Here is a 22,412-nt window from a genome sequence, read left to right on the forward strand (position 1 = left end):
TACCATCATGAACTCAAAAATTAAATATAGTATATTAGGATTGGCTGCGCTGGCATTTACTTCATGTAGCAAGGATTTCTTGGACCGTGAGCCATTTGATAAATTAGTTCCAAACACTTATTTCACAACAGAGGCTGATTTACAGCTTTATGCAAATTCCTTCTATCAACAATTTATCCCATCTGGTTTATCCATTGTACAGGCGGATGAAATGGGTGAATATACCTCCAAGAATAATTCTCCGAAATTTATCTCGGGAAATTTCTCAGCTGTTGATCAAGGGGCATGGAGTTGGACGAAACTTCGGAATATCAATTATTTCTTAAGTAAATACGATAACCCATCCATTCCAGAAGAAGCAAGGAAGCATTATTCAGGGGTTGCCCGGTTGTTCAGAGCCATGTTTTATTTTGATATGGTCAAAGACTATGGGGATGTGCCTTGGTATTCAAAGCCATTGGCAACAGAAGATAAAGAGTTATTATATAAGGGTCGCGATCCCAGACATGCGGTAATGGATTCTGTTCTTGCGGATTTGAATTATGCGGTAGCCAATATTCGTGATAAGAAAGACAATACCTCTTCCATGATGACAAAATGGGTAGCCTTGGGGATGAAATCCAGAATTTGTCTATTCGAAGGGACCTATCGCAAATATCATCCAGAGATCAAGTTGACCAATACGGCAGAAAAATGGTTGACAGAGTCCTTGAATGCTTCCAAGGAGCTTGTGGATTCAAAGCAATATACCTTATACAGTACCGGCAATCCAAGCAAGGATTACCGAACCCTATTTACGAGTGAGAATCCCGTTTCAGGAGAGGTCATGTGGTCCAATGTTTATAACAATGCTTTAAAGAGATGGCATGAAATTACCTGGAAATTTAATTCAGCGACATTTGGTGCGAGATGGGGATTGAACAAACAATTTGTCAACACCTATTTGAATGTGGATGGAAGCCGTTTTACAGATCAAGTAGGATATGACGAGCTATTATTCGTAGATGAGATGATGAATCGCGATCCACGATTATCACAGACGGTTCGCGGATTGGGTTATAAACGTTCAGATGGATCTGCAGCACCGGCGAATTTTGGGTATACCTTTACGGGTTACCATATTATGAAATTCAGTTTGGATGACAAGCGATTAGATGGTGTAACGGAGGGGTACAATTCCATTACGATGATGCGATATGCGGAGATCTTACTGAATTATGCGGAAGCATCAGCAGAATTGGGTAAATTATCGGGTGATGCTGCCCTGTGGAATGAGACCATTGGAGCGTTGCGGGTGCGTGCGGGAATCAGTTCAAAACCACCTGCTGATGTTGATCGTTATTTGCAACAGGTTTATTTTCCGGAAATTTCTGATAAATACTTGTTGGAGGTCCGTAGAGAAAGAGGGATTGAATTGGTTTATGAGGGTTTACGTTATGATGACCTGATGCGTTGGAAAAAAGGAACCTTATTAGAAATGCCATGGAAAGGTATTTATGTGCCGGGAATGGATCAAGAAATGGATCTAGATGGCAATGGAACGCCTGATGTATCCTTTGTGACCAAAACACCATCAAGTCCAAAACAAGGAGTGTCCTATTTTGTTGTTGATGGAAAAGCGGCGAAATTGACTGAAGGAACCAAAGGGCATATTATCTGGCGAGCAGACGAGAATCGGAGGTTTGATGATAAAAAATATTTGAAGCCAATATCAAATGCGGATTTAGTTGTAAATCCGGATCTTGGCCAAAATCCCGGATGGTAATCCACCTAACTGTACAATTGAAATTAAATCGTCCTTAGATTTTCTAAGGACGATTTAATTTAATAAGGCCATGGTAATCCATAGAAGTGCATTTTTGATATCGTTAATATACATTAGGATAAAGTGAGTTTTAACTTTCACGCATTACAACTTGAAATCTTTGTCAAACATAAGACCTTTTATGTGATTTAATGGTAGCATTGGTAATAATTGGGATGAAACTTGCTTTGGACAAAGCCCTAAAAAAACTATTATGAGATAAGGGAAAGGATCAGTGTTTCCCTAATTGTCCAAGTTTTGTTAAAGGATTTCAATCTACTATTTTCCTTGTAATATTTGATGAATAAATTTTATAAATTCATTCTACAGTAATTTCTCAAAAAAAAGCCTTTATGATGAGTTGTTGATGAATCTCATACAAATATGCATTAACTTTCTACTAAAGGGATTCCATGGCACTATGGGAAAGTTTCCTTAACAAAATCAAAAATTCAAGAATCATGTGGTGAAGATAAATTAATTTAGTCCTTAAACCCTTCCAATCAGGTGTTTTTTCGGAAAAAAAAGCCCCAATCGAATGCTGAAATACAATTGAGGCTCTAAACGATAATCATCATGCTAAAAGATGATTATCCAATATACAAAAAAATCCCCAAAACCTTGACGATCTGGGGAGCCTAATTAAACAAAAACATAATTTTCATATGTTTATATCTCTCTGTCAGTAACAAATGTCTTTAATAATGGTTTTAAAAAAGACCAGGAATTATAATTATATAGATTATGAATTAAAAAATCAAATATACCTTAAGACCTTTATCCGTCAATTATTTGGTTTTCCATTAATTTTAATAAAAGGGCTCCTTAGTACAGATTAAAAATTTCCTAGAATTCCAATTGGGAGGACTGCAGCTTGATAAGGTTTTTTGAAATTAGACAGAACCTATTCATCCTACCATTTGTCCAGTAAAAAAAGCAAATTTTATGGAAAAGCTCTTGAAATTGGACATTGAAAAATTCGTGCTGACACACGCTGAATGGATAAGAGATCATAAGTCATTGGAATTGGCCATTAAATATGTTGAAGAAGTCCTAAAGGATAACGATAGCCAATTAAAGAATGTAATAAAGAAACTATAGATAACTTCCGTGACGTTCAAAAATATAATCTTATAACTCAATTTTGGTTTCAGCCAAGTTTTTTTCTGTTATTTATTAATTCCTGGGGAAAATAGAAAACAGAGGTGTATCTAAATTGCCCAGTTAACAGCTAATGTTGGAGTTGGGAACAGTTGGTATCAAATGTTTATTTTTCTAAGGCTTTAAACTAATGAATGTTGCTATTGCCATTATCAAACGCGAAATTGAAAAAATGAATGAAAGGATTAAAATGGAAACAAAAATACAAGCGGGCAAAAGGCCAGAAATTGATAGTGAATAGGAGAACTTCGAAAGCGTTTCCCAAATTTAATAAACTGAACCAAGTCATAAAATATCTTAAAAATTTTAGAGTACGTGAACAACCATCACGCCAATTTCATCCTAAGATTAAGGTATTCGATTAGGGCTCGGATTTCTATTTGGAATGAAGATAAAAAAATATAGAACTATTATAAATAAGGGTTGTTCTTATTTAAAACAATCTAAAAATTTTCATTATGGCAACAACAAAATCAGCAAGTACAGAAACTAAAATTAAAGCAAAAAGTAATGCTGCTAAAGATTTAAAGGATCTATTTGAAGACGGTCTAAAAGATATTTACTGGGCCGAAAAGGAATTGGTAAAGGCGTTACCTAAAATGGAGAAAAATGCAACCTCGCAAAAACTAAAAACTGCCATTTCTTCACATTTGGAAGAAACCAAGGAACATGTTAGTAGGCTTGAAGAAGTATTTAAGTCAATCGGGGTTAAAGCTAAAGCAGAGAAATGTGATGCGATGGCAGGATTGTTAGAAGAAGGAAAAGGCATAATGGAAGAAACTGAGCCTGGTGCTGTCCGTGATGCAGGAATAATTGCCGCTTCGCAGAAGGTTGAGCATTACGAAATCGCTACTTACGGAACATTGGCAGCTTTCGCAAAGGTCCTTCAGCATAAGGATGCGTTAAAACTGCTTTTGGCAACCCTAAAGGAGGAAAAATCCTGTGATGAAAAATTAACCTCTATTGCCGATACCAACTTAAATTCCAAAGCCGAATAAAGAATATAGTATTAGAGTGCTTAACAAAATGCCAATCAAGAAAGATTGGCATTTTTTATTTATCATCCCTGCTTAAAAAATTAGATTCACTAAGAAGTGATTGCTTTTTCCTATTCTTTATATAAACTTTAGTTAATTTCAATAACTGATAAACCTTCTTTCAAATTATCTAATGGTAAAAACATCTCCAGAACCTAAAATTCTCCAAATATGAATTATCACAGGAATATTTGGCTAAAACCATCATTAACCCTACATCCTTTAAGATTCTTTAAAATTGCATTTCAAATTTTTCCATAGATATTATGGAGAATGATAAGGACAACTGTGACTAAAACAAAGACTTCTTGCTAGAAAAGCAAATTGGAGCAATTACTATAGAATTAAATCTAAGGATTTAAATAAAAACCCAATGGATTCACCCTATCCATTGGGAATTATTGAATAAACTCTCTATGATTGACTAGTAAAGTTAATGAAAAGATTCTTCACAAAAAAACCCAATAGCTACTATCCATTAGGCCCGTTAGTTAGAGTTCAAACGCTTTAGGGTCAAATATAGGAACGAGTGAGAAAAGATTGAAATTTCCCAAATGTTTTTTGCATTGATCCGGAAATTCCAGAAATAACATAACCGAATAATCTACTCTACGGGCAATGGAGTAAGTTGGCGAGAAAATGAACTATCGGATTTGTTTCTCTAACCTATGCTATATATGGTTATGATCGAAAAGATTCAAACCGTGGGCTTTTTTTGGTAATCTTTCCTTCTTACCCAGTTTCGATTTGGTTTTTAATATTCTTTCTCTGATCGAGAAATTCAACCCTAAGAATTGTGAAGATATCCGAAGGCGGTTCATTCCCTTGTTCGGGTAAAGATTAAAAGGGGAGGTCCATGCTGATGGTACCATATCAGTGAGGAGTTGGGAGTGTTGATAAAATCCCAATAAACTGATATTTATATAAATAATTTAATTCTGAGCAGAACTGGTCAATATGAACAGATATCTATATTGCAAACGGAATCTTTAGTTCCCTGAATTTTGTTCAGTGGGTTATCCTCGTGGATGGAGAAGATGAAGTCATTTGAAAACCCTGGATGTAAGAAATGTTCGATTGATTGAATTAAGACGTATCTACATTGTGAGGTCAATTGGCAAAAAAAACGCCTCGAGTGGCTGGAAGAGCTTGTTTTTTTATATATTTAGGAACTCCAAAATACTATAGTGGCAACCTCACGGCCAATAAATTTGTTAAGCGTATCCGGAGTAAGTCTACTCCGGATTTTTTTTATCATATCTATAATAGCAGCACTTGTTCTATCTTTATGGAATAATGGAAATCCAATATAAAATAATAGAATTCCTCATGCAAAGTATGAATCAGGGGGAAATCTCAACTGAACTCAAAGGTCAGGGCATCAGACCGAATAGCTTGAGTTTCATTGAAAAGTCCATCAATTCCATGAAGGCGAAGCATAATGCCAGAAGGATGTTCCAATTGGGGGTGATCTTATCCAGGTAAGAACGGTCAAGGAAAAAGCTTGTCCAAACTAGAAAGGTATCCAGCGGAAGTTATGAGGAAGTTTAAGCAATTCAGTTGGGATTGAATTTTAAACGCTTATTTTGAAGCCTCAACTAATTAGGGCAGTAAGTATCATTTTTAACTCCTCCAATTAACTTAAATTGGGTATAAATAACTATGTAATCCCAGTATTTTGCCAAAAAAATTGCTTATTAGTTTATTATTTCATACATTTGTTGCTCATTAATTATTTAACTGCAGAATTCTAAGCCAATATTCTGCAAATTAATCCCCAAAGTTTGATTGAAATAAGTGTTGTTGGTGGTGGAAGTTGGGCTACTGCTTTAGTAAAAATATTAACCGAAAACAAGATCCCAACATATTGGCACCTGCGAAGGAAAGAACAGGTAAACCATGTCAAGGAAAATGGAAACAATCCTAGTTACCTTCCGCAAGTTCAACTCAATCCTATATTTGTTTTTCCCAGTGGAAACCTGCGGCATGTGGTTGCTCAATCAAGGATTATCAATTTTGCCGTTCCAAGTGCCACCCTTAAGCAGGTCTGTTATGACCTAGATTGTTCACTTTTTGAAAACAAGATTGTACTAGCCGCAATGAAAGGTACTGTTGGAGCTAATTGTGAAGTCCCCAGCAGTTTTCTGAGCCAAACTTTGAAATTACCAGAGTCCCATATCGTGACCATTGCGGGACCTTGCCATTCAGAAGAAATTGCAGAAAACAAACAAACTTACCTGACCTTATCCTGCTCAAACCCAGATACGGCTGATAAGTTAGCTGTTTTGTTTAAAAGACCTTATGTTAAAGTGCGCAGCAACATTGATCCAATTGGAGTTGGTTATGGTTCTATCTATAAAAACGTATTAGGTATAGCTAGCGGTATGGCCAAAGGTTTAGGTTATGGCGATAATTTCCTGGCTGTTCTCGTTAGCAATGCTCTTTTCGAAATGCAATGTATCCTAGGGACTGAAAGGGATGCGCAAAGAGAGATCTTGAATTCTTCCTATGCTGGAGATTTGCTGGTGACGGCATACTCGAACAACAGCCGAAATCGTCGTTTTGGAGAATTTGTTGCCCAAGGGCATTCGGCAGAAGGAGCAATGGATAAATTAGGGATGGTAGCTGAGGGCTACTGGGCAACTAAAGGGCTTTTTTGCTATGCGAAAGAACAGGGATTGGGTTTACCCATCCTTGAATCTATTTATGAAATATTATACGGAAACCATTCCGTAAGATCAAAATTTAAGGAATTGGAAGGGAAATTAAAATGATGCTATTAGCGACTGACTTGGATGGAACATTTTTAGGGGGGTCAATGGAAGATCGCCTAAAACTCTATCAGATTATCAAGGGAAATAGGGATATTCAATTGGTCTTCGTTACGGGGCGAGGATTGGAATCTGTTATCCCTTTGTTGAACGATCCAACGATCCCAACACCACATTTTATAATTGCCGATGTGGGGGCTACTATTTGCGAGGGTGCTACACTCACTACGATAGACTCCATTCAACATGAAATCGAAAGTAATTGGCCTTCGGTATATGAACTTCAGGGGGATTTTTCAGAGATTCCCGGTTTGGTATATCAAAGAGTCCCCCAGCAGCGACGCTGCTCATATTATTACGATGCAAGTACGGATTTAGTTAAGGTTCGCGCTATTGCTGAAGGGAGAAATTGTGATGTGGTCACATCCTTGGGAAAATATTTGGATATTCTTCCTAAAGGCGTCAATAAAGGGAGTTCACTGAAAAAATTGGTGGCTCATTTGGGTGTGCCAGAAAACAAGGTTTTGGTTGCGGGTGATACATTGAACGACCTCTCCATGTTCCATACTGGATTTTTAGGTGTTGCTGTTGGGGAGTCTGAAACCGCACTTCTTGATGCTACTGAAGATCTGTTGAATGTATATCAGGCACGTCTTCCGGGAGCTGGGGGGATTCTTGAATGTATGGAAAAAATCGAATCTTTTGCCCCCTTCGTTGATAATTTCATTGAAGAACCCCTGCTTCGGCAATCTTCCAAAGATCGCCAGTTGGTAATGGTTTACCATCGACTGCCTTTCGAAAGGATCATGGTTGAAGGGAGCATGAAAAATGTTCCGCCGCAAAGCCCCAATGGAATAATTCCTTCTTTATTAGGACTCTTTGAAAAGGGAAGACCCGGCATTTGGATTGGTGAGGAAGTGGATCTTGGGGAAGGAAATCAGGATGTAAGGCAAAAGGTTGATATCGATAAATACCCTAACCTTGATGTCTCAGCTATCTCACTTTCCCAGAAAGACATTGATAAATTCTATAGGGTGTTTTCCAAGGAAGCATTTTGGCCAACAATTTTTTCTTTTGTCGATAAGGCTAAATTTAATCACCTGGACTGGGCTCATTATTTAAAAATAAATAAGCTTTTCGCCCAGCGGATAGCGAAAGAAGCCGAACCTGAAGCATTGGTATGGATTCACGAGTATAATCTTTGGATGGTCCCTTCATTCCTAAAAATGATGCGTCCAGATCTTAAAATTGGTTTTTTTCACCACACTGCTTTCCCCGCAGCAGATATTTTCAATACGATTCCATGGCGAAGGGAGATCATTGGGAGCTTGTTAATGTGTGATTTTATCAGTTTCCATATCCCCAGGTATGTGGAGAATTTTATTGATGTCCTGCGCAGTCACACTCCTTTTAAGCGGATGAGATCGGTGAATGTTTCCAAGCAGTTTCTTACCTATAGTATGGCGTTGGGTGTTGAAGAGATGACCAAAATAATCTCTGTTGATGGACGAACTATTCGATTAGGTGCACAACCGGTTGGAGTTAATTATGAGTTGATTGAGAGCTTGATAACTAAGGAAGGGATTGCGCAGCGGATCGAAAAATACAGAGCGGAGGCAGAAAATAAAGATATGAAACGAATTGTGTCAATTGAGCGGATGGATTATGTGAAGGGACCTTTGGAAAAGATATTGGCATTCGGGGAGTTTCTGAAGGAATATCCCGAAATTCGGGGAAAGGTCGAACTGATAAACGTCTGTACCCCACCATCGAAAGGCATGCGCATCTATGACAAGATCAGGGATCAGGTCAATCAGGCTGTGGGAGAAATCAATGGTAGGTACGCTACTCTGGACTGGACTCCAATTCAATATTTCTTCCAAGCGCTTCCATTCGAAGAAGTCCTTGTCCAATATGCTCTGGCAGATGTGGCTTGGATAACACCTTTGCGAGATGGTCTAAACCTTGTTTCCAAGGAATTTGTCGCAACGCAGGGGATCTTGAACCAATCGGGAGTTCTGGTACTTTCTGAATTTGCTGGTGCGTCTGTCGAACTCCCATATTGTGTCCCAACAAATCCCTATGATCGCCGAAGCATGATCGAGTCCTTACACCAAGCCCTTACCATGCCGGAAGAGGAAGCCCTTTTGCGGATCAAGAGGTCCTTACAACAAATTAAACATTATGATGTTCATTACTGGGGAGAGGATTTTGTCAGGGAACTTGAAACGAGCAATTACACTAACCAAGTAAAGGATCAAAACAAAAGAATGTAGATCAATTTGAAAATGTAATAAGGGAAATCGAGCAATTAATGATGGTGCAATTGCGAATGCTCCTATTGTTAACTTTTCATTGGTGTCAGAAGAATAGGTACTGTTTTTTGAAAAATGGTTGATTTGCATGTTTCAAAACCTTGTCAAAATACCAATGGTGTGATCTAGAAAAAAAACAGATAATATTGCCTGAAAAGGCATAAATTTAATTTGATTAAAAAATAGAACCAGTCTATGTCAAAAACGAAAAATTTCAGATCATCCCTCAGCATGGGAGTCACCATTCCAAGCTTGATATTTATTGTAGGGGTATGTTTGGCATCAGCTATTTTCCCTGAGGCAGTGAACAAGATCCTAAATGATATTAAGGCCTTTATTTTTGTAAACCTGAATTGGGTATACGTCTGGTCGGTAACCATTTTTGTACTTTTCCTTTTATTTTTGATGGTCAGTAAATTTGGCGACATCAAACTGGGCAGGAACGACAGCTCTCCGGATTATTCATTTTTTTCATGGATATCTATGCTCTTTGCTGCAGGCATGGGAATAGGCTTGATGTATTTTAGTGTTTCAGAACCCATGCAACATTATACCAATGAGATTTTTGCCAAGAAGAGTTATGTCAATGCGGCTAAAAATGCCCAACTTTATACATTTTTCCATTGGGGTATCCACGCCTGGGCAATATATGGGCTTGTCGGTCTAGCACTGTCCTATTTTGCCTATAGGTATAAACTCCCCCTATCGCTAAGAAGTTGTCTGTATCCATTATTGAAGGATAGGATCCAGGGTAATTGGGGCAATGCAATCGATGTTTTTGCCCTATGCAGTACTTTCTTTGGCATAACGACAACCCTAGGCTTTGGGGTGGTCCAGGTAAATTCAGGATTGGAGATCCTTGGTATCGTTCCTAGTACCGATTTCATCTACCAGGTTTTCATTGTCGTTATCCTGGTATCGATTTCAGTTTTTTCAGCTACTACAGGAGTTGATAAAGGGGTAAGGATCTTGAGTAACATCAATATAGGGGTGGTTATTTTGCTGATGGTTTTCGTGCTCTTTCTTGGTCCGACCGTCTATCTGATAGGGAGCTTCACGGAAGGGATTGGAAATTACATCAATAATTTCTTCAGCCTAACGTTCAATACCCATGTTTATGAAGAAGAATCCTTGCCATGGTTCTACAATTGGACAATCCTGTACTGGGCTTGGTGGATCTCATGGTCCCCTTTTGTCGGCCTATTCATCGCCAAGATATCAAAAGGAAGAACCATTCGCGAATTTATCGCTGCGGTGCTTATCCTTCCTTCTATCTTCAATTTTATGTGGATGTCAGTGTTCGGCAATAGTGCCATATGGCTGGACAGCCATGTTGCGGAAGGTGCATTGAGCGCACTGGCAACTGATCCAGATTCCCTTATGTTCAGGTTTTTGGAATACCTGCCATTAACCAAATTGATCAGCTTTATGGTGATAGGGATCATCATGATTTTTTTTGTAACCTCGGCAGATTCAGGAATGTTCGTGATGAACAGCATCGCAACCAAGAATGCAAAGATTTCCCCTAAATGGCAGATTGCAGGATGGGGCGGGCTGTTGGCCGTTTTGGCACTATTTTTATTGAATGCCGGAGGGTTGGAGGCACTGCAGAGCATGACCCTGATCACAGCACTTCCCTTTTCGTTAATCATACTGATGATGATAGTTTGCCTTGTTAAGGCCCTATCGATCGATAAGAAGTATTACGAACAAGAGTTCTCGGTATCGACTGTTCCGTGGTCGGGGAAATTCTGGAAAGAACGGCTAAAACAAATCGTAAATGCTGACGCCCGGAGCGATGTAGATGAATTTATCAACCAAATAGCTGCTGAAGCTATCCATGAGCTACAGCAAGAATTCATGAAGAATGGTGTCGAAGCTAAGGTTACCCAGGGTTCAGAACCAAAGTTCGTAGAGATCGAGATTCAGTATGACCTTGTCAACAATTTCCTCTACGGCATCAGGCGTGAATCCAGGGAAGTCCCTGAATATTTCCAGAGTGAAGAAAACCTTACGGATAGTGGGGAAGGGGAGGCCTACTTTCCTTTGGCATATTTTGGGGACGCCCGGCAGGGATATGATGTGAGATTTTTCACAAGGGAAGAACTGATCGCTGATATCCTTAAGCATTATGAAAGATTTGTGGCCATAATCTCTGAGGGAAAAAATGAAATGTTCATCAGCAGCAATGCCAATAGAAGGATCAGGTAGGAATTTCCTTTTCTTTGACCGGAAAAGGCAAACTTTTCCCAATTATCCTTGGGAGAGTTGATTATTTGACTTAGATATTTCTGTTTTCAATCGAACAGCTAGTTTTTCAATCTGCAATTTGATCATGTTTTCGGTTGCTTCTCTGACAATGTAGAGTCTTTGAACATAGATCTGCGAGGCATAAATTCCGCAAAGTACATAAACATCAGTTCCTATTGGCCAGCTCTCTTCAGCATGGAGTCTAGTATCTACTTTAGTTAGGCTGATGTCATAATAGTCAAAAATACCATCCAGCATTGACTTTAGGCAAACTAAGATAAATTGATTTCTCATCATAAACTGAATTGGTTCACTGGGCATTTTAAAAAACAAACCCAAAGCTAAAGCACTGGGCCTGATTGAAAAATGATCTTGATCAGGATAATTGATGAAATTTTACATCAAATTTCTATAATTAACAAGGGTGCCAGTAATTATTCTATTAGATGTACAATTATATCCTGTCACTAATACCACAAAATATTTTAATCGAAAAAATACGTTAGGAATGCTCTCAAATAATTTTCCATGATGTAGTTACCCTTTGCGTTTGACGATAGAATCTATTTTACTCTTGAAATTTTCAAGAAATCCAATTCTATGGAAAAAATGTATCCCTCGAGCATCTGTCATTAGTGGCAGGATATCGATTTAAGAAATCTAGGAATATTATTAAATCTTGAACCAAATCAAGTAGTGTTAATGAAGAGAGCCTAACTGATAAGGTTAGGCTCCCAGATTCTAAACTGTTATCTATGCTTCCTTATCCAAATCGTTTAACCATGATCTTACCTCTTCACGGGTCTTGCCCGTTTTTTCCTGCAGCCTTCCATAGAGTTCATCTTCTTTTCCTTCAACATAAAGAAGATCGTCATCCGTTAAATCTGCATACTTCTGTTTAACCTTACCTTTGAGGATGTTCCATTTTCCTTTTAAATCTAAAGAATCCATATATATTTAATTTAGTATAAACTAAATAACACATCCAATTAAATAAGGTTTTCGAAAATATTAAATTAGATAAAAAATAATGTTTATTCCACTTTGGATTACGAATAATAATAATTTTTTCAGTTTACGTTTATTCCATTTTGAAAGATGAGGGCCCTTATCATAATTTTTATAAGCACTGCAAAATCAAGAATATTATTTAAGGACAAAAAACGACGCCTGATTCGGTAACAGTGCCCAATTTTAAGGTGCAAAGCCGTATTTGGATGTGAAAGGCGAAGAGGTTTGATTGGGATGGGATTAATTAAGTTTGGTGAACAAGGATATGCAATATTGTTATTATCAAATTTAAAATCAAAATTTAAAAAAGTATAAAAAAATACTATTGTAAATAAAAATTAGTATAATTGTATAACAAAACAAAAATGAAGTACGATATTTTAAAAAGTGTTATCGATCTAGTTGAAGAATTTGAGATAGAAAATTCGTTAGAAAACATATATCCTGATGATATCGAAGGTTTTAAAAGATGGATAAACGTCAAATATAACAGCCAGGAGATGGAGACCGAGCCTTATTGGGAAGGAAAAGAAAGTGGGCGCAGTGCAGAAAGTGTAATTAGTACCTTAATTGTCCATATGAACAGATATGCTAAAAGTTATTCCAAATCAGCCATATACGGTTCTGATTTCTCTTCGCAGGAAGACTTTATTTACCTGATTAACCTAAAGGCATTTGGTGAAATGACCAAAATGGATTTGATAAAAAAGAACGTTCACGAGAAACCTGCTGGAATGCAAATTATCAATCGTCTGATTTCTCAAGGTTGGGTCAATCAAACTGATTCTGAAATTGACAAAAGAAGTAAAGTTTTAAAAATCAGCTTCAAAGGATTGAATGTTTTAGAAAACCAAATGGACAGAATCAGGAAAGCGACCGAAATAGTTACAGGAGACTTAAACCATCCCGAAAAAATGGAGCTGATCAAATTGCTCAATAAACTCAATAAGTTCCATCAACGGATATATTACAAGAATATTGAAACAGAATATTTATTGAATGAAGCTTTAAAGGATAAAAGGCGATGAAGAAGAAAATAGCCATTATAGGGTCAGGATTCTCGGGACTATCTGCAAGTGCCTACCTGGCAAAGGCAGGTAATGATGTTCACGTGTTTGAAAAACATGATCGGCCGGGAGGTAGAGCGCGGCAGTTTTCAACCAATGATGGATATGTTTTCGATATGGGTCCCAGCTGGTACTGGATGCCGGATATTATGGATAGTTTTTTTGCTGATTTCGGTTGTCAAACTTCTGATTTCTTTGAGTTGATATCGTTAAACCCACAGTTTGAAGTGGTTTTTTCAGAAGGAAAAATTAGTATTCCCGAATGTCTGGAAGAGCTTAAAGTCCTGTTTGAAGGAATCGAAAAAGGAGCTGGAATGCAAGTGGATAAATTCATGCAAGCGGCAAAGTTTAAGTATGAAGTAGGAATGCAGGATTTTATTAATAAACCTTGTCACAATTGGAGTGAATTCCTCTCTCTCAAGATAGTCAAAAGTGCGATTAAATTGGATTTGTTGACGGGTTTCAGGCCTTACGTTGCTAAATATTTTAAAAGTGAAAAGCTAAGGACCTTGATGGAATTTCCCGTAATTTTCCTGGGTGCTTCTCCAAAGGATATCCCTGCATTGTATAGTTTGATGAATTACGGTGGTTATGCTTTGGGGACCTATTATCCGATGGGCGGGTTTTATCAATTGGTTTTGGCGATGAAAAAAGTAGCCGAAAGTCAAGGTGCTAATTTCCATTTCAACAAAACCGTTGAAAGTATAAACACATGTAGCGGAAAGGTTACCTCGTTAACCATAAATGGCAAGATCCATGAATTTGATGCTGTCATTGCTTCTTCGGATTATCATCATACAGAAACCCTATTAAGTAAAGAGAACAGAAATTATTCAGAAGAATTCTGGCAAAACAGAACCTTTGCACCCTCCAGTCTGATTTATTATTTAGGGATCGATCAAAGCATTCCCAACCTCGAACATCATACGCTTTTTTTTGAGAATGATCTTGATGAACATGTCGATTCTATATATGAAGAAAAAAAATGGCCACAGAGGCCTCTCTTTTATTCCTGTTGCCCTTCCAAAACAGACAGTACTTTAGCTCCCCCGGGCAAAGAGAACTTATTCCTTCTAATGCCGTTGGCAATCGGGATTGACGATGCAGAAACTACACGTGAACTATATTTGAACAACATGCTTTCAAGGATAGAAAGGCATACAGGGATACAAGATCTACGGTCAAAGATCGAATACAAAAGAAGCTACTGTGTCAGCGATTTTATTTCGGATTATAATGCCTATGGTGGGAATGCCTATGGATTGGCTAATACGCTAGGTCAGACTGCAGTCCTAAAGCCCAAAATAAGAAACAAAAGATTGAAAAATTTATTCTACACAGGTCAATTGACGGTTCCCGGACCTGGGATCCCTCCATCCATAATTTCAGGTAGAATTGTTGCAAACGAAATAATCAAACTAAAAAAATAAAACCATGAAACAGCTGTTTGACGAACTTTCATACTCGGTTAGCAAGATAACAACCCAGAAATATAGCACTAGTTTTTCCTTGGGAATCCTGTCGCTGAAACCCTCAATTCGATCTGCAATATATGCCATATATGGGTACGTGAGATTAGCCGATGAAATCGTGGATAGTTTTCATGGATATGATAAAGAGAAGCTCTTGAGCCGGTTAAAAACAGAAACCTATGTTGCACTTCACGAGGGGATATCCCTTAATCCAATCCTTCAATCCTTTCAAGAAACGGTAAATCTTTTTAAAATAGACATAATACTAATTGAAAAGTTTTTGCATAGTATGGAAATGGATCTGCGGAAAATAGACTACAATTCAGCGCTATATGAAGAATATATTTTTGGTTCCGCGGAAGTAGTCGGGTTGATGTGCCTGCAAGTTTTTACGGATGGCGACGCCGAAAGGTATAAAGAACTGGAACCTTATGCAATGAAATTAGGCTCCGCTTTTCAAAAAGTTAATTTTTTAAGGGATTTGAGGGATGATTATCAGGTTTTGGGAAGGACCTATTTTCCAGATATCGATATGCGCATATTTGATAATTGCGTGAAATGTCGGATTGAAAAGGAAATAGAAGAAGAGTTTAGAATTGCTTTTGTTGGAATTAAGAAACTGCCCAGCTCCGCTAGGTTCGGTGTATATTTAGCTTATAGGTACTATTTGTCATTGTTCCAAAAAATAAAAAGAAGATCCTCCAAAGAGATATTGAATAATAGGATTCGGGTTCCCAATGCCGAAAAGGCATACGTGGCGTTCAAAAGTTATGTACGATATAAAACGGCTTTTTTATGATGAATATAACTGGTTTGCTCATTAGTTCAGTATTCTTTTTAAGGATTTTTAGTCCAATTGCTGTAGAAGATGTGAGGTCTAATTACAGCAAGTTGGTATCAAACCGGGCATTGTGCGAAAGAATGATTGGAGAATTGATGGAATCTAAAAACAATTCGGCTACTCATCTGGGATATTTAGGTGGATTGCAAACTATTTGGGCCAATCATGTTTTTAGTCCGATTAGCAAACTCAAAACATTCAGAGAAGGAAAGAAAAACATCGAGAAAGCGATCAAAAAAGAACCTGAGAATGTTGAATTGAGGTTTATCAGGCTTTCTGTCCAAAAAAATGCTCCATCCTTTTTAGGGTACAAATCAAACATAAATGAGGATTCCGCTTTTATTAAGGAAAACAGTCTCCAAATTAGGTCGGAGATTCTTCTTAAGATGATAGGGACACTTTTAAAAGATTAATTTATGAGAAATCGGCTATACAGAGAGCAACAATTGAATTGTGACGTCGAAGAAGCCTGGCGTTTTTTCTCTTCTCCCAAGAACCTTTCCAAGATTACGCCTAAAGGTATTGGTTTTACAGTGCTGTCGGAATATGTCGCTGAGGAGATTGCTGAGGGTACGATCATCGATTATATCGTTTCTCCGTTACTTACAATCCCTTTGAAGTGGAGGACAAGAATCACCCATGTTGAACACAATAAATGTTTTATTGATTTACAGGAGAAAGGACCTTATAAGTACTGGAGGCATCTTCATGAATTCTTCCCCAATAAAGATGGGGTCTTGATGAAGGATACGGTAGATTACGAACTGCCTTTCGGCCTGGTAGGACAGATTGCACATTTGCTGTTAGTGAAAAGGAAATTGACGGATATTTTCGATTTCCGGCGCGACACCATAGAAAAACTCTTTAACCCAATTAACAACTGATATGGCTTTTTTAATCGTAATGATCACATTTACATTGATGGAAGGGGCAACCTGGATTATCCACAAATATGTCATGCACGGTTTCCTTTGGTTCCTGCACAGAGACCATCACGACCACAGCAGTGAGGGCGCTTTTGAAAAGAACGACTACTTTTTCGTAATATTTTCCATACCAACGATTGCTTTGATGTATTTCGGGTCGGTAGAAAATTTCAATTACCTGTTCCATATCGGTTTAGGCATTTTGCTGTACGGAATGGCTTATTTTTTTGTGCACGATATTTTTATCCATCAAAGGGTAAAATTTCTGTCCCAGACCCAAAATCCCTATTTTTTGGCACTCCGCAGGGCACACAAGCAACATCACAGGCATATCGGGAAAGAAGACGGTGAATGTTTTGGATTTCTTTTCGTTCCATTCAAATATTTTAAAATGTACTTTAACTCTGGAAAAAAATGATGGCTTATACCTATTCCGCAATATTGTTCTTTACGGTCATCATATGTTTCATTGCCTCATACGATAAACGAATTTATTTTAATCGTCATTTTGGGGAGTTTTTAAAATCTGCAATTATTGTTGCCATTCCTTTCATCGCTTGGGATATATGGTTTACGGCAAAAGGTGTTTGGTGGTTCAATACCGATTATACGCTCGGAATAGTACTGGCTGGGTTACCGATCGAGGAATGGCTTTTTTTTATCTGTATTCCGTTTTCATGTATATTTACCTATTTCTGTTTCGAGAAGTTCTTTAGGTTGGGATGGCTATCTGGGTTTAATAACCTGATTGTTTTTATCAGTGTGGTAATCTGTTCGGTTATGGCATTGTTGCATTATGATAAAATATACACACTTATCACGGCAATCGCTACCCTAACAACCTTAATCTACCTGCATTTTATTGTTCGGGCAGAATGGATTGGAAAAGCATCGCTAGTATTTACGGTTTTGATGTTGGGTTTCCTTCCAGTAAACGGCGTACTGACAGGAACCGGATTGGAATCGCCCATAGTGAACTACAACCCCCGGGACTTTCTTGGGGTACGCATATTAACTATACCAATTGAGGATGCCGTCTATGGATATACGCAATTCCTTTTGGTTCTCTATTTTTTTAAATTATTTAAAAAAAGAAATGATGGTCATAAAAAATAGGATTTTGGTAATCGCATTTTCTGTGGTTCTGTTTACGTTTCTAAATTCGTGTTCATCCATTCCCAAAGGTGCTGAAGCGGTAAAAAACTTTGAAATGGGTCGATACCTGGGAACTTGGTATGAAATTGCCCGGTTTGATTTCAGTTTTGAAAAGGATCTGGACAATGTTTCCGCTCAATACAGCTTGAACGATGATGGCTCTGTTAAGGTATTGAACAGCGGTTACAACTACAAGAAGGGGAAATGGAAAAAAGCCATTGGTTTAGCAAAATTTAGCGATAATATGCATATTGCTGAATTAAAAGTAAGTTTCTTCGGCCCTTTTTATTCGGGATACAACGTCATTGCATTGGACGAAAATTATCGATATGCGCTGGTTGCTGGAAAAAGTCTGAAATATTTATGGATTTTATCAAGGACAAAAGATATACCCGATGGGATTAAAAAAAGCTTTCTAGACAGTGCGCAAAGGATTGGTTATGACACCTCTAAACTGATTTGGGTAAAGCACGATAGGACCGATAACCCATTCCTAAATGAGAAATAAATTTTATAGGGATGGCTATATTTCTGTAGGTCTAAATCTTTTGAACCTTAAGGACTTCATTTTTTAAAAAAAATGTTTCAATTGCAAAAATTATATAAAAATAATAGTTCTTGTACAAAGATCTAAAGTTTAATCATTTTCAAGTAATTAATAGTTACCATGATTTTTAGTTGTTCCTAAATAAGTCTATCAAAAATTTAAACGTCAAATTTGTCCAGTAAATAGCTTCATCGCTATTTGTTATTGGGATATTGGAATCTAATATTGATTTAAATCGGTCCCAATCCTTTGGGGCAATATCTGATGTCTCGTTAAAATAATGATCGGTTGAAACGAAATCAAGTTTGTTAAGGATTTTAGCAATATATGGTCTTCCCAATGATGATCCTTGGAGAACATAATGCCTGTTGTTCAGAATGTAGATTCGTGAGGATTTTCATTTCCTTCAACTCAGGTAAATCTAATTTTAAGGCGACAAAATCATTCTCAATTTGTTTTAAGCCTAAGAAGAAAGGATAGTGCTCCGTAAATTGTTGTACATGTGAATTCGTAAAGTGATGTATCTCTTTGTTAAACACATAGAACTTTTTTTATAGATCCGTGTAATCTTTTTCAGAATTCATATTTCGGATATAATTAATAACCAATGCTTCGGAAATTTGATGGAATTTTTTAGTTTCTTGCTTTAAATAATCGGTGATTTTCATTAAATAAATTTAATAATATATGACTTGTCTTTAATCAAAATAAGGTTGGAATTCAATAGTTATTTGGGAGGGAACATCAGTTTTACACAAGTTCCGGTTCCAATTTTACTTTTAATGGTGATATCAATTCCCAATTTATCAGCTATTCTTTTTACAATGGACATTCCAATTCCTGAGCCTTCATAGCCTGAAGAGTTAGACATGCGCTTAAACATTTCATAAATAGATGTTAGTTCTTCTTCTTCAATACCTATTCCATTGTCTGAAACAGTATAGATTATGCCATTATCGGTAGTAAAAGAATCTACAGTGACCAATGAAGAATCCACTTTCGATGAATATTTTATAGCATTGCCAATAATGTTCAAAAACAATTGATAAAGCAAAGTTTTCTCACCGAGTACAGGGTGTAAGTTATTAACGACCACATGAACATTATTGGACCCGAATCTATTTTTGCTCATATTGATAATTTCATACACAAAGTTTTCAGGTTCTACCACTTCTTTTTCAAAATTAAATGAGCTTGCTTTTGAGAATTGATGGATCTTATCAAGCATATTCATAATGATGTGTACGGAATCCAGAATATTTGAGGTCATTTTCTTTAAGAGCTGAGGATTGACATCCTGCCGATATTGAAGAAATTCAGTTGAAACTTTTATTGCAGAAAGAGGATTCTTTAAATCATGGCTAATGGTATAGGCATAGGTATCCAGTGCATTGTTCATTTCAATCAGCTGGGTATTCAGCGAATCAATTTCAGCGGCTTTATTTAACATCGAGTCTCTTAGGATTTCTCTGATACGTAAGATAAAATGAAGGTGTTTGGAACTCCATTTTCTGGAGGTTCCGTTCACTTGTTCGCGCCAAACATTGAAAGAGGAACGCGGTGAAGGTTTGAGGGTTCCCGTCAGCATATCCTCTTCATAAAATTTTTCAGGTTTTCCTGCCCATTCTCTATTTAACAGGATTTCTTTTCTAAACCAAATGATAAAGAAGTCTTTTTTATGGTCAATATTGGCAAAAGTTAGACCGGCAATTGTTTTTCCAAAGGCTTCATATATTTGATTCTGAGAATCTAGAGCGTGAGTTGTAAAGATGTGATCTTGGGCTAATTCTTTTAGTTGGGGGACTTGAGATCTCAACGTTTCCTTTTCCGGATGTAAACCTTCCAGGAAAACAGAGTCTTCAAATCCAATGGCGATTCCATCCGCTTCCAAGATATGTATAAGGGTTTTTGAGAATTCCCTTAATTCAGGGAAAATATTGGTCTTTAGTAAAACCTTTTCTTTCAGCTGAAGTTCAAGTTCCTGAACTTCTTTCAGATAAATAATTCTTTCTCTATCTTCCGACTGTTGAAATTTATTCGCTGCAAAATTAGTGGCCATTAAAGAGAAATTGCGAATACTAAGATCAATATGTTTGGGTGTTTCATGTTGGCAACATACAAGTCCCCAAAGTTCTCCCTTGATTATTATGGAAAAACTAATGCTGGATCGAAACCCCGCATTTTTTAGATATTGTAAATGCACAGGCGACAATCTCCTGATAGAAATATTTCGAAGGTCGATATCCCTATTATCAAGAGAACTGATCACTGACCCCTCTTCCTCCGTATCGACTATAAATCTGCAGTGTTTTGTTTTATAAAGTTCCCGTGCCTGTCTTGGAATATCAAATTCTGGATAATTCAACCCCAAATAAGAATGTAATTCTGGTCTATTTAAAGTTTCAGCGATGACGATTCCACTACTATCTTCATTGAATTGATAGACCATCACCCTATCTACCATTAGATTTTGTGAAAGTACTTCTGTTAAACCATCCCAGATGTCCTGCCCTTCATTTTGCAAGGCTATCAATTTATTGTTGATAATATTGCTAATGTTATTATTTTGAATGGTTGAGATCTCAAATTCCAAGTTTATAGCATCCAAGGAATTTGAGATGCTTAAATAGAATGGATTACCATCAATCGCTATTAAATTTGTGCATCTTTTGTGATCAGGGCGATTTTCAATTTCTTTAATGGTTTTGAGTATGAAATCCTTCTCTGCAATATTTAAAACAAATGCATCGGATAGGGATTTGCCTATAAGATCCTTTGAAGATATTTTTGGCAGGTACTTTTGGATATTTTCGCTAACTGCTTCAATATTTAAGGATTGATTAACAATTATTACAAATCCTAAATCTTGAATCTTACCTAGAAATTGGATCTTTTCATCCTCACAATTTATCTTTTCCATTTATGTTAATCTATTAGTTTGTAGAAATTCTTAAAAAGCAAATTAAGAAAATCAGTTCCTAACAAAGTAAGCAGAAAAATTTTAAAAATATGTTAAAACATATTGACAAATAATATAATATCAATCCCTGATCTTTCCTTTAACGTTTATGATATACGAAACGTGGTTTTATGGAGTGTATATATTTCTCAAATTAAAAAATATTATTGGTTTTAAGACGGGCAATTAATTTAATTTTTGCCCTAATAATTCTTATTGCCTTCGTTTGTGGGATTTCAGGAAAAAATAGTTGTTTCCATATTTTGTTATCAAATCTTATGTTAGGAATGGAACTAAAATTGAAAATATCATTTTCTAGCATTAATAAAACCGGTTTAGAAACTGCATTATTTATTTAAAATGGATATGTTGTGGGTACCATTTCAAAAATTTGTTATTCTCGTTAATCGGAAGGGAGAAGATGAAGATTAGTGAAATTTACTGGATGCGGTGCTAATAGGGAATAAAAGATTAATATTGAAAGCCAGAAAAATTGTCTTTCCTGGCTTTTTGGTTATTTAGAGTTTTAATTCTCCTTCTTCACCAATACCTTCCTTACTTCCTGTAATCGCATTTTTCAACATACCAAATAAAGTTGCGATTTTATTGGAGCCAGAATCCCAATAGTGCGCTTCATCGGGTGTAACCTTAATTAATCTAATATTTGGATCTTCCTTTCCTTTTTCAAACCAGCCTTGCATCATCTTATTCCAATATCTGTCAATTCTTGCTTGATCTCTACTTAGTGTTGCAGTGCCATTAATACTTAAAAAGCTATAATTTTTAGGATCGGCATAAAACACTGAAATTTTATCATTCTTTTCTAAATTTTTATGCGTTTCACTTTCTGCAGAACAGATATACCATATATTTCCATCTTCATCCACTTCTTGTCTGCTCATAGGGACACCATGAGGATAGGGTGAATTTGGAGTAAATGTACAAATTGTACCGATGTCAATTTGATCAACAATTGATTTTAATTTTTTATGAGCTTCTTGATCTCTAATAATTTTCTCTGCCATAGTATGTTCTTTTGGGTTCAACACTTAATAGTTCACAATTGTTTAGATAAAAATTACCAGAACTTTTATTC

The 22,412-nt window shown here is 36.8% G+C and carries 20 protein-coding genes; 15 read left to right on the forward strand and 5 right to left on the reverse strand.

Annotated elements, in window-relative coordinates:
• Positions 1-7: 7 nt before the first annotated feature.
• From NLF99_RS15010 to NLF99_RS15040, 7 genes are all read left to right on the forward strand, one after another.
• Positions 8-1,765 carry a RagB/SusD family nutrient uptake outer membrane protein gene (locus tag NLF99_RS15010; RefSeq protein ID WP_254529260.1) on the forward strand — a complete coding sequence of 586 codons (1,758 nt, stop codon included), beginning with the start codon at positions 8-10 and terminating at the stop codon, positions 1,763-1,765.
• A gap of 984 nt (positions 1,766-2,749) precedes the next feature.
• Positions 2,750-2,905, forward strand: a complete 156-nt coding sequence (locus tag NLF99_RS15015) for a hypothetical protein (protein WP_157739439.1) — start codon at positions 2,750-2,752, stop codon at positions 2,903-2,905.
• Between the two features lie 518 nt (positions 2,906-3,423).
• Positions 3,424-3,963, forward strand: coding sequence for a ferritin-like domain-containing protein (locus NLF99_RS15020; RefSeq protein WP_093095687.1), 540 nt, complete (start codon positions 3,424-3,426; stop codon positions 3,961-3,963).
• A 1,368-nt stretch (positions 3,964-5,331) separates the two neighbouring features.
• On the forward strand, positions 5,332-5,487 hold the full coding sequence (locus tag NLF99_RS15025; RefSeq protein WP_157739441.1) for a hypothetical protein: 156 nt from the start codon (positions 5,332-5,334) through the stop codon (positions 5,485-5,487).
• A 299-nt stretch (positions 5,488-5,786) separates the two neighbouring features.
• Complete coding sequence (locus NLF99_RS15030) at positions 5,787-6,776, forward strand: NAD(P)H-dependent glycerol-3-phosphate dehydrogenase (protein WP_254529261.1); 990 nt, start codon at positions 5,787-5,789, stop codon at positions 6,774-6,776.
• On the forward strand, positions 6,773-9,049 hold the full coding sequence (gene ggpS / locus NLF99_RS15035) for a glucosylglycerol-phosphate synthase (RefSeq protein WP_254529262.1): 2,277 nt from the start codon (positions 6,773-6,775) through the stop codon (positions 9,047-9,049). Before NLF99_RS15030 ends, ggpS begins: the two co-directional genes overlap by 4 nt.
• A 234-nt stretch (positions 9,050-9,283) precedes the next feature.
• Positions 9,284-11,299, forward strand: coding sequence for a BCCT family transporter (locus NLF99_RS15040; protein ID WP_254529264.1), 2,016 nt, complete (start codon positions 9,284-9,286; stop codon positions 11,297-11,299).
• 42 nt (positions 11,300-11,341) lie between these two features.
• Here the strand turns inward: NLF99_RS15040 and NLF99_RS15045 are convergent, their stop codons facing one another.
• The gene (locus tag NLF99_RS15045) at positions 11,342-11,635 is read right to left on the reverse strand and encodes a hypothetical protein (RefSeq protein WP_185216963.1); all 294 of its coding nucleotides are present in this window, start codon (positions 11,633-11,635) and stop codon (positions 11,342-11,344) included.
• Positions 11,636-12,091: 456 nt separating this feature from the next.
• A complete protein-coding gene (locus NLF99_RS15050) occupies positions 12,092-12,289 on the reverse strand; it encodes a CsbD family protein (protein WP_093095696.1) in 198 nt (65 codons plus the stop codon).
• Positions 12,290-12,714: 425 nt separating this feature from the next.
• On the opposite strand from NLF99_RS15050, the gene NLF99_RS15055 reads away from it, so the two are divergent.
• Genes NLF99_RS15055 through NLF99_RS15090 form a run of 8 tightly spaced genes read left to right on the forward strand, consistent with a single transcriptional unit; the run spans position 12,715 to position 18,318 of the window.
• Positions 12,715-13,377, forward strand: a complete 663-nt coding sequence (locus NLF99_RS15055) for a MarR family winged helix-turn-helix transcriptional regulator (protein WP_185216961.1) — start codon at positions 12,715-12,717, stop codon at positions 13,375-13,377.
• Positions 13,374-14,846, forward strand: a complete 1,473-nt coding sequence (locus NLF99_RS15060; RefSeq protein ID WP_254529267.1) for an NAD(P)/FAD-dependent oxidoreductase — start codon at positions 13,374-13,376, stop codon at positions 14,844-14,846. Before NLF99_RS15055 ends, NLF99_RS15060 begins: the two co-directional genes overlap by 4 nt.
• Positions 14,847-14,850: 4 nt before the next feature.
• Positions 14,851-15,687 carry a phytoene/squalene synthase family protein gene (locus NLF99_RS15065; protein ID WP_093095702.1) on the forward strand — a complete coding sequence of 279 codons (837 nt, stop codon included), beginning with the start codon at positions 14,851-14,853 and terminating at the stop codon, positions 15,685-15,687.
• The gene (locus NLF99_RS15070; protein WP_093095703.1) at positions 15,684-16,142 is read left to right on the forward strand and encodes a hypothetical protein; all 459 of its coding nucleotides are present in this window, start codon (positions 15,684-15,686) and stop codon (positions 16,140-16,142) included. The genes NLF99_RS15065 and NLF99_RS15070 overlap by 4 nt, the downstream gene beginning before the upstream one ends.
• 3 nt (positions 16,143-16,145) lie before the next feature.
• On the forward strand, positions 16,146-16,613 hold the full coding sequence (locus NLF99_RS15075) for an SRPBCC family protein (protein WP_093095705.1): 468 nt from the start codon (positions 16,146-16,148) through the stop codon (positions 16,611-16,613).
• Between the two features lies 1 nt (position 16,614).
• A complete protein-coding gene (locus NLF99_RS15080) occupies positions 16,615-17,073 on the forward strand; it encodes a sterol desaturase family protein (protein ID WP_185211797.1) in 459 nt (152 codons plus the stop codon).
• Positions 17,070-17,771: a lycopene cyclase domain-containing protein gene (locus NLF99_RS15085; RefSeq protein ID WP_093095708.1), complete on the forward strand. Its 702-nt coding sequence runs from the start codon at positions 17,070-17,072 to the stop codon at positions 17,769-17,771. Before NLF99_RS15080 ends, NLF99_RS15085 begins: the two co-directional genes overlap by 4 nt.
• Positions 17,755-18,318, forward strand: coding sequence for a lipocalin family protein (locus NLF99_RS15090; RefSeq protein WP_093097718.1), 564 nt, complete (start codon positions 17,755-17,757; stop codon positions 18,316-18,318). The genes NLF99_RS15085 and NLF99_RS15090 overlap by 17 nt, the downstream gene beginning before the upstream one ends.
• Positions 18,319-18,674: 356 nt before the next feature.
• On the opposite strand, the gene NLF99_RS15095 is transcribed toward NLF99_RS15090, so the two are convergent.
• The 3 genes from NLF99_RS15095 to NLF99_RS15105 all read right to left on the reverse strand — a co-directional run bounded on the left by NLF99_RS15095 (position 18,675) and on the right by NLF99_RS15105 (position 22,341).
• Positions 18,675-18,896, reverse strand: a complete 222-nt coding sequence (locus NLF99_RS15095) for a hypothetical protein (protein ID WP_139185420.1) — start codon at positions 18,894-18,896, stop codon at positions 18,675-18,677.
• A 188-nt stretch (positions 18,897-19,084) separates the two neighbouring features.
• On the reverse strand, positions 19,085-21,277 hold the full coding sequence (locus NLF99_RS15100) for an ATP-binding protein (protein ID WP_093095709.1): 2,193 nt from the start codon (positions 21,275-21,277) through the stop codon (positions 19,085-19,087).
• Positions 21,278-21,834: 557 nt separating this feature from the next.
• A complete protein-coding gene (locus NLF99_RS15105; protein WP_185216949.1) occupies positions 21,835-22,341 on the reverse strand; it encodes a pyridoxamine 5'-phosphate oxidase family protein in 507 nt (168 codons plus the stop codon).
• Between the last annotated feature and the right edge of the window lie 71 nt (positions 22,342-22,412).

Origin of the sequence: Sphingobacterium sp. LZ11T8 (assembly GCF_024261425.1) — a bacterium.
Taxonomy (GTDB): domain Bacteria; phylum Bacteroidota; class Bacteroidia; order Sphingobacteriales; family Sphingobacteriaceae; genus Sphingobacterium.

What these genes read in the sequence shown, in the direction of transcription:
- NLF99_RS15015 (WP_157739439.1), top strand. Translation starts at nt 2,750, where the DNA reads ATGGAAAAGCTCTTGAAATTGGACATTGAAAAATTCGTGCTGACACAC.
- NLF99_RS15105 (WP_185216949.1), bottom strand. Translation starts at nt 22,341, where the DNA reads ATGGCAGAGAAAATTATTAGAGATCAAGAAGCTCATAAAAAATTAAAA.
- NLF99_RS15085 (WP_093095708.1), top strand. Translation starts at nt 17,070, where the DNA reads ATGATGGCTTATACCTATTCCGCAATATTGTTCTTTACGGTCATCATA.
- NLF99_RS15080 (WP_185211797.1), top strand. Translation starts at nt 16,615, where the DNA reads ATGGCTTTTTTAATCGTAATGATCACATTTACATTGATGGAAGGGGCA.
- NLF99_RS15025 (WP_157739441.1), top strand. Translation starts at nt 5,332, where the DNA reads ATGCAAAGTATGAATCAGGGGGAAATCTCAACTGAACTCAAAGGTCAG.
- NLF99_RS15065 (WP_093095702.1), top strand. Translation starts at nt 14,851, where the DNA reads ATGAAACAGCTGTTTGACGAACTTTCATACTCGGTTAGCAAGATAACA.
- NLF99_RS15055 (WP_185216961.1), top strand. Translation starts at nt 12,715, where the DNA reads ATGAAGTACGATATTTTAAAAAGTGTTATCGATCTAGTTGAAGAATTT.
- ggpS (WP_254529262.1), top strand. Translation starts at nt 6,773, where the DNA reads ATGATGCTATTAGCGACTGACTTGGATGGAACATTTTTAGGGGGGTCA.
- NLF99_RS15090 (WP_093097718.1), top strand. Translation starts at nt 17,755, where the DNA reads ATGGTCATAAAAAATAGGATTTTGGTAATCGCATTTTCTGTGGTTCTG.
- NLF99_RS15020 (WP_093095687.1), top strand. Translation starts at nt 3,424, where the DNA reads ATGGCAACAACAAAATCAGCAAGTACAGAAACTAAAATTAAAGCAAAA.
- NLF99_RS15040 (WP_254529264.1), top strand. Translation starts at nt 9,284, where the DNA reads ATGTCAAAAACGAAAAATTTCAGATCATCCCTCAGCATGGGAGTCACC.
- NLF99_RS15045 (WP_185216963.1), bottom strand. Translation starts at nt 11,635, where the DNA reads ATGATGAGAAATCAATTTATCTTAGTTTGCCTAAAGTCAATGCTGGAT.
- NLF99_RS15100 (WP_093095709.1), bottom strand. Translation starts at nt 21,277, where the DNA reads ATGGAAAAGATAAATTGTGAGGATGAAAAGATCCAATTTCTAGGTAAG.
- NLF99_RS15060 (WP_254529267.1), top strand. Translation starts at nt 13,374, where the DNA reads ATGAAGAAGAAAATAGCCATTATAGGGTCAGGATTCTCGGGACTATCT.
- NLF99_RS15075 (WP_093095705.1), top strand. Translation starts at nt 16,146, where the DNA reads ATGAGAAATCGGCTATACAGAGAGCAACAATTGAATTGTGACGTCGAA.
- NLF99_RS15050 (WP_093095696.1), bottom strand. Translation starts at nt 12,289, where the DNA reads ATGGATTCTTTAGATTTAAAAGGAAAATGGAACATCCTCAAAGGTAAG.
- NLF99_RS15070 (WP_093095703.1), top strand. Translation starts at nt 15,684, where the DNA reads ATGATGAATATAACTGGTTTGCTCATTAGTTCAGTATTCTTTTTAAGG.
- NLF99_RS15010 (WP_254529260.1), top strand. Translation starts at nt 8, where the DNA reads ATGAACTCAAAAATTAAATATAGTATATTAGGATTGGCTGCGCTGGCA.